Genomic DNA, 7,018 nt, shown 5'->3' with positions numbered 1-7,018 from the left:
TTGAGCATAATAAGCAATGACTGCTTGTTTAAACTTTAAATTGTATTTCATAAAAATACCCTATAAGTTGTGTCCAACTTATAGGGTTCAGTTCAAAATGCAGGTTTTTTTTGGTCGTTTTTCTATTTTAAATTAGAAAAATTTCACAGGAATATCAAGGAAAATACGCCATTCGTTGGTATCACCGATATAAACAGGGTTATACGCGTCGCTTGCACGGTAGTAAGAGTGGCGAACACGTAAGCTTGCATCTTTTGCAAAACCGCTTTGCATAGTGTATTTCACTTGGTTGAAGAATTCGCGTTCTTGAGCATTGTCGGTCACATTGCGAACTTTAATATCCCAACCATAAACAAATGCAGTCGTCCAGTTTAATCCAGGAACACCATAACCACCAAAGTCTAAGTTATATTGAACTTGAGCAGATTTTTCATGGTTACCAATAAAGTCTGACAAGTACGAGTTTGGTAAATAAACACTTTGGAAACCATCGGCATTTTGACCATAGTCATAACCAACATCACCCGTGTTTTGTTGGTAAGCCAACATCACACTGTGTGGACCTTGATTATAGGTTGAAGACAACGCCCAAATATTATTGGTCTTTTCTACGCCTGCTTTACCTGTTTCTGCATAGTCAGCATTAACTGGACCCGTTGCCGAGTAAGTATTGGCATTTTTATCAAACTTAGTGTGATAGCCACTGAAGTCAAACGTCAAAGAGCTTTGATTTGCTAGAGGATATTTATAATTTGCATTGATATAATGACGCTCTAAAGCATTTTTAGAGTCTAAACCATAATAAGATGCACTGAGTTGGTCATCAAACTTGTACTTAGCACCCCAAACAATGGCATCATCCAGATGATTACTGTCTGTATTGATATGATCAGACATTTGGTCTTTGGTAAATTTACCAGCAACAAGTTCTAAGTTCTTAATTTCACGGCTGGTCAATAAAGTCCCTGTAAAGTATTCAGGAACAAGACGTGTGGTATTACTTGCCAATACAGGTAAATCTAAAACTTGAGTACCATAACGCACAGTGGTGTTTGAGAAACGTGCTTTCACGTTTGCACCACCACGAGCCCAGTGATGGTAAGGATTACCTTGATCATCACGAGGGATCATGTTGTTGCCTGAATGTTGGTTGTCACCAATTTTAAAAGAACCGTCACCCACAACACCCACACCAAAACCAACAACGCCTTGTGTGAAACCTGAATCTAAGTCAACAATTGCAGTTTGTGCAAATGAACTTTGGTCTTCGATGCCATGTTTTTTATCGCGAAGGATGTAACCAGTACGAAACAATACAGAACCTTTGGCATCTTCAACGAAACCTTTTGCATCACTTTGTTCGCTAGCAAATGTAGGTGTAATTAAAGCAGCATTAATTAATATAGCTAAAGTAAGTTTTGGAGCATTCAACATGAATTGCCTCGTGAACGAGAATAAATGGTACTGACTGATTGAATTCAGAGCAGATAATGGATGAATTGTATATTTAATCTATAAAAAGGGAATGACCTTTGATTAAAAATATTACATTTTTGTAATTTTCTACTCAATATTAATTTATTTCTTTATGAAAAAAAATTCTAAAGTTGCTTAAATATGATTAAATTGTTTGAAATTTCCATTATTTTAATGGATTTGGTTGTTCTGTAGCCACTATTTTTACCAAAAATTCAAAAAAACAGTAAAATTTCAGCAAATTTTTCCTCTTACTTATTTAATTTCATGAATTCAATTTTTTCCCAAATTTTATGGGCTTTGCCTATCTGTGTTGTATCGTGTTCTGTATTTGCGGATCAGACAGATCATTCTGCTGAAAATAGTATAATTTCTGGAAATATAGGAGTGGTATCTAAGTATATCTATCGCGGTGGTGAGGAAAATCAAGATCTTGCAATGCAAGGCGGTTTAGCCTATGCGCATCAAAGTGGCATAACATTAGGCTATTGGGGTTCGACTTTAGGCTATGATCCATCAGATGACAGACAAGATCATGGCTTTGAACATAATTTCTATGTGTCATATGGACAGGAAATTGATCAAAATTGGCGCTACAACCTTAAAACCACAGCCTATGTGTACCATCATGGTGGAACGGTCTACGCTGAGCAGGGGGATCATCGTAAAACTGATGATTTAGATATTTTAGCTGAGATTGTTTATAAGAATTTAACAGTGGGTGCGGCAGTAATGCTCGCTGATTCATCTTATGCCAATGCGGGTGATGTCTATTTAAGTGCAGCTTATAGTTATCCATTAGCGCATGAATTTGTGTTTAATACATCTTTTGGCGGCTCTTTCTACAATACTCAGCACGATAATCAGATTGTGCAATCGAAAAAGAATTTTACCTTCAATGAAGCGCGTATAGGTGTCAGTAAGTCAATTGCAAATACTGGGCTGTTGGCATCTTTTGATTACGTCGTAGGTGGCAAGAGTCGTATTGGAGAAGATTATGATGATCACATGGTACTTGGCTTGATCTACAATTTTTAGCTGATACCCAAGCCCCATTTTTATGCTCAAAAATTTAACACAGTGCATGACCTAAGATTGGGCATGCACTTTTTTTAAGCATTTTTTAAGTTAAAATCTGTTTTTGATCAAAAATAGTACATTTTGTTGCAGTGTTGTGACATTTAAGCTTTGAAAAATATTTATGAGATTTTTATGTCACGAATCACATCAATGATAGAAAATTTATGCGACGGTTTTACATACTCATCAGCAGTCAAAATCATGCTGAAAGTAGGTAAATATGAAGCATCGTCATTTCGTGTTCAATGATCTAATGATCCGTACACAACTCAGAAAAAGAAATTTTATCCAACAAAAAAAATTAATAATTTTATTTATGATCAATAGTTTGGGGTGTTTTAATCAAAATTATAAAAAATTAAAAAATATTCTTGGCATGGCAATTGCTAAATGCTTAGGGAGTTCATCAAATTTTAGCATAACAAATAAACATCGTATGATGGGGGAGCACTCAAGATGAAATTCTCAACTAAAGCACTAGCATTGGCAGTTTTATCGTCTACAGCAACTATGGCAATGGCGGAAGATAACGCACTGTCAAAATTAGGTTTAAGTTTCTCAGGAAGTGCTGCCATAACCAATGACTATCGCTTTCGTGGTATGACGCAAACAATGAGCGATCCAGCAGTACAAGCAGGCTTCACTTTATCACATACCTCAGGTCTATATGTTGGTCTATGGGGTTCCAATGTGAACTTTGGCGAGTCAGATCCTCATTTAGAATTAGACCCATCGATCGGTTTTACAACACCATTAGAACTTTCACCAACGTTTAAGCCAACTTTAGATGTTGGTGTGGTTGAATATAACTACCCAAGTGCAAGCAGTGACTTTAACTGGACTGAATTTTACGCAAAATTAATATTTGCAGATGTGTTTGTGAAAGGTGGAAGCTTATTAACAAACGTGAACTATACCAATGACTGGGCTGCGGTCGGTGGAAATAGCTGGAATTTTAACCTAGGTTATTCTGCACCATTCGGCGATACTGGTTTTGGTGGTGTTGCCAATGTGGGTTATACCACAATGGATGAAAAAGCATTACCAGACGGTAAAGACAACTATGTAGACTGGAAAGTTGGGGTTAACTACAGTGTTAAATCAATTCCGGGTGTTACTGCGGAACTTGCTGCTGTAGGGACGAATATTGATACAGATGGTTTTACTAATTCAGGGAAACGTGCTGTTGAAACAGGTGCTGTGTTTACGCTAACCAAAGCATTCTAAGTATGATTAAAATAAAAAAGGTGACTTTATTAAGTCACCTTTTTTGTATCCAGTTAGCAAAGTTAAGCGGTTGCTCCAAATGCAGCATGATAGTTGACTTTCCCCTGTGGAATATCTTGGGTAAAGGTAAGGGCTTGAAAGTATTCAGCAGGGACACCTTCAAGGATCAAATGGGTATAAGGTTTAAAGCCAAATTTTGAGTAGTAAGCAGGATCGCCAAGGACTACACATCCCGCAGCGCCAAGTTGTTTGAGTTGTTGTAAGGACTCTTGTATTAACGCCTTACCCACGCCTTGTTGTTGGTACGCTGGAACAACAGAAACTGGACCTAAGCCATACCAGTTTGGCTCGCCAGAGGAAATCACCACAGGTGAAATCGCAACGTGCCCGATGATCTTGCCTTCAAATTCAGCAACAATCGAAATACTTAATTGATTTGCTTCCCTGAGTGCATTCACGATGAAGTGTTCGGTGTGATCTGTATGTGCTGCATGTTCAAAAGCTTGTTGTGTAATATTGAAAATACTTTCAATATCATCTGCTTGTTCGTTGCGTAAAGTTAAATTTAGCATCTTGATTATATCGTACCTATTATTTAGCTCATTCTAAGAGTGCTTTTATTGCACTGGCAAGGCTTAGCCTAAATACATTTTTAGAATTTGCTGAAATCAGTATTTAACTATTTTACTCATATTTTTATGACAAATAGTGTTTGATCACCTGAGTTAAAAATAGGATGCAGACAGAATATGATCAGAAACTCTTAATGCCTGTGCAGCAATGGTGAGCGCAGGATTTACGGCTGCGGAGCTTGGAAAAAAGCTTGCATCAACCACAAATAAATTATCATGATCATAAGATCTGCAAAAACTGTTGAGGGGTGAAGTCCGAGGATCAAGCCCCATACGAATAGTGCCACATTGATGCGACGGTGTTCTTTTATCAAATGGTTGTTGAAGAACCCAATAGAAGCCACAATCTTTCAGAATTGCACTAAATTTATGCACTAACTTCTGATGTGCACTCCAATTATTTCTTTCCCATACCAAATTAATTTTGTCATTTTCAACAAAAACTCGATTATGTGGGGAGGGCAAATCTTCACTCATGGCATAAAAGTCGATGCTATGTTTGCTGAAATAATTCAAAGCAAAAGCGGGTATAAATGGGATATTGGATTTCAGAATTTTGCCTGAAACTTTGCCGAGAAGCTGAATATTGCCGAGTGGTAAACCATTAACACCATCATTTAAATAAAAGTCATTGATGCCAAAAGTTTTTGAGTAAAGTGAATCATTGGTATATCGATGATTAAAACCGATAATTGCTGAACAATTATGATTCATGAAGTTACGCCCAACCATAGTAGAACTGTTGGATAAACCCTCTGGATTGCTTTGATTTTTTGAACGAAGCAATAGTGCTGCTGAGTGAATAGCACCTGCTGAGAGCACCACCAGTTTAGGTCGAATGGATTCAAGCTTGCCATTGTGTGAAAAAATCACTTCTTCAATATGGTTTGTTGTTGAAGAGGTTTTTAACTGAATCACCTTGCTCTGTGTTTGCAATCTCACATTGTTGTATTGAATTGCCTGAATCAGTGGTCCCGTTTCTGCATCAATTTTACCGTTAAAAAAATGAGGGTGCGCATCCCAAGGTACTTTCCGAGTTTGTTTCCATTGTTCAATATCGATTGCCAAAGGTAAGGGATAAGGATGAAGACCTTGAGCCTTGAGTTGGTCTTTGACTGCGCGAATTGCTGGTTCATCTTCAATTGCTTTAAATGGATAAGACGTTGAATGGTAAGGTTCGGTAGGATCAAAATGTTCATCGCCCCTAACTTTAAAAAGTACTTCTGCCCTTGCATACCACGGTTCTAAAGTTTGATAGGTAAATGGCCATGCTGGAGAGATTCCTCCTTGGTGTGTCATTTCTAAGAAGTCTTGTTGACGATACCTTGCCAGAACAGCACCAAAGAATTTGGAGTTGCCACCCACATAATAATAATTGCCTGGTTTAAAAGGTTTTTTATCTTTATCCAACCATTCTTCATTAGGCTTAAAGTATTGCTCTGTAAAAATCTTATCTTGATCTTCATTGATTGGAGAATCGGGCAGTTGAATACCGCATTCAAGAATAAGTATATTCAGACCACTTGCGGCAAGACCTGCTGCCATTGTTGAGCCACCGATACCAGACCCTATGATGAGAATATCTGTTTGATGATTTAAAAACATAGTGATTCTCCTAAATTAAGCGAGATATGCTTTTTATTTTCAATGGCTTGTTGTATTGCTAAAGCAATTTCTAAAGAGCGTAAACCATCATAGGCTGTTGCAGCAGGTCGCCCCCGATTTTGAATGGCATTTTTAAACTGTTGAAAAGAACTGACGTATAAGTTGTGGTGCTCAATTGGAATACGTTGGCAACCCTTATCATTGTTAAGATGTAATTCTCCAATAGCATGTTGGGTCAATGTATTCGATGCCTGTAAATTTCCTTTGGTACCAATGATATCGATACTGGTTTGAAAATATTGTGCGGTAAAAGAATCATAAAAACTGACCAATGCACCTTTCGCAAATTCAATTGTACCCATCACAGTTTCAGGCACATTATTCGGGCTAAGCACTCCTGTTTGAGCCATAGCACTTACGCTGATAGGTTCATCGTTAAGTAAAAAGCGAAGTGTATCAATGTCATGAACAGTAATATCAAGGATAACGCCACCTTCTGAAGGTGTGTGGATACGCCAGCTCTGTAAATTCTTCGGCAGAGAGACAGCATGACAAAATCGAATGTTCTGCACTTCACCAATACAATTGTTTGCAATGAGTTCACGTATTTTTTGTATGACAGCAGAATTTCGAAGATGATAATTGACAGCTAAAACCACCTGATGGATTTTTGCCTGTTCAATCATCTGTTGGGCATCTGAGATACTGAGTGCCATCGGCTTTTCACACATCACGTGCTTTTTTGCTTTTAAAGCAATCATTGCTTGTTCGGCATGAAGCGAATTTGCACTCGAAATATAAACAGCGTCAACCTCATTGTCATAAAGTGCGTGTTTTAAATCATGAGAAAATTTTTGAATATTTTGTTTACGGGCAAAGTCTTGAGCTCGTACCAAATCATTGCTGACGATACCAGTCACTTCATCACCAACTGCTCTGATCGCCAAAATAATCCATTCCTGTGCAACATTACTTGCACCCACCAATAGCCAGTTCAT

At 37.8% G+C, this 7,018-nt stretch carries 6 protein-coding genes; 2 read left to right on the top strand and 4 right to left on the bottom strand.

From position 1 onward, the window contains the following. Window positions 1-132: 132 nt before the first annotated feature. A complete protein-coding gene (locus F938_RS19480; protein WP_005034487.1) occupies window positions 133-1,434 on the bottom strand; it encodes an OprD family outer membrane porin in 1,302 nt (433 codons plus the stop codon). 309 nt (window positions 1,435-1,743) lie between these two features. Between F938_RS19480 and F938_RS19475 the strand changes: the two genes are divergently transcribed. After that, window positions 1,744-2,514 carry a TorF family putative porin gene (locus tag F938_RS19475; RefSeq protein WP_005034486.1) on the top strand — a complete coding sequence of 257 codons (771 nt, stop codon included), beginning with the start codon at window positions 1,744-1,746 and terminating at the stop codon, window positions 2,512-2,514. A gap of 498 nt (window positions 2,515-3,012) precedes the next feature. Next, entirely contained in the window at window positions 3,013-3,783 is a 771-nt protein-coding gene (locus F938_RS19465) for a TorF family putative porin (protein WP_005034483.1), read from the top strand. Window positions 3,784-3,845: 62 nt separating this feature from the next. On the opposite strand, the gene F938_RS19460 is transcribed toward F938_RS19465, so the two are convergent. From F938_RS19460 to F938_RS19450, 3 genes are all read right to left on the bottom strand, one after another. Beyond that, the gene (locus F938_RS19460; RefSeq protein WP_005034480.1) at window positions 3,846-4,355 is read right to left on the bottom strand and encodes a GNAT family N-acetyltransferase; all 510 of its coding nucleotides are present in this window, start codon (window positions 4,353-4,355) and stop codon (window positions 3,846-3,848) included. 153 nt (window positions 4,356-4,508) lie between these two features. After that, window positions 4,509-6,020 carry a GMC oxidoreductase gene (locus F938_RS19455; RefSeq protein ID WP_005034478.1) on the bottom strand — a complete coding sequence of 504 codons (1,512 nt, stop codon included), beginning with the start codon at window positions 6,018-6,020 and terminating at the stop codon, window positions 4,509-4,511. After that, window positions 6,011-7,018, bottom strand: coding sequence for a Gfo/Idh/MocA family protein (locus F938_RS19450; protein WP_005034475.1), 1,008 nt, complete (start codon window positions 7,016-7,018; stop codon window positions 6,011-6,013). The genes F938_RS19455 and F938_RS19450 overlap by 10 nt, the downstream gene beginning before the upstream one ends.

Source organism: Acinetobacter bereziniae LMG 1003 = CIP 70.12, from assembly GCF_000368925.1.
In the GTDB taxonomy this organism is placed as follows: Bacteria; Pseudomonadota; Gammaproteobacteria; order Pseudomonadales; family Moraxellaceae; genus Acinetobacter; species Acinetobacter bereziniae.
The sequence above is the reverse complement of the archived record's forward strand: the minus strand, read 5'-3'. Positions and strand labels throughout refer to the sequence as shown.

What these genes read in the sequence shown, in the direction of transcription:
- F938_RS19480 (WP_005034487.1), bottom strand. Translation starts at nt 1,434, where the DNA reads ATGTTGAATGCTCCAAAACTTACTTTAGCTATATTAATTAATGCTGCT.
- F938_RS19475 (WP_005034486.1), top strand. Translation starts at nt 1,744, where the DNA reads ATGAATTCAATTTTTTCCCAAATTTTATGGGCTTTGCCTATCTGTGTT.
- F938_RS19465 (WP_005034483.1), top strand. Translation starts at nt 3,013, where the DNA reads ATGAAATTCTCAACTAAAGCACTAGCATTGGCAGTTTTATCGTCTACA.
- F938_RS19460 (WP_005034480.1), bottom strand. Translation starts at nt 4,355, where the DNA reads ATGCTAAATTTAACTTTACGCAACGAACAAGCAGATGATATTGAAAGT.
- F938_RS19455 (WP_005034478.1), bottom strand. Translation starts at nt 6,020, where the DNA reads ATGTTTTTAAATCATCAAACAGATATTCTCATCATAGGGTCTGGTATC.
- F938_RS19450 (WP_005034475.1), bottom strand. Translation starts at nt 7,018, where the DNA reads ATGAACTGGCTATTGGTGGGTGCAAGTAATGTTGCACAGGAATGGATT.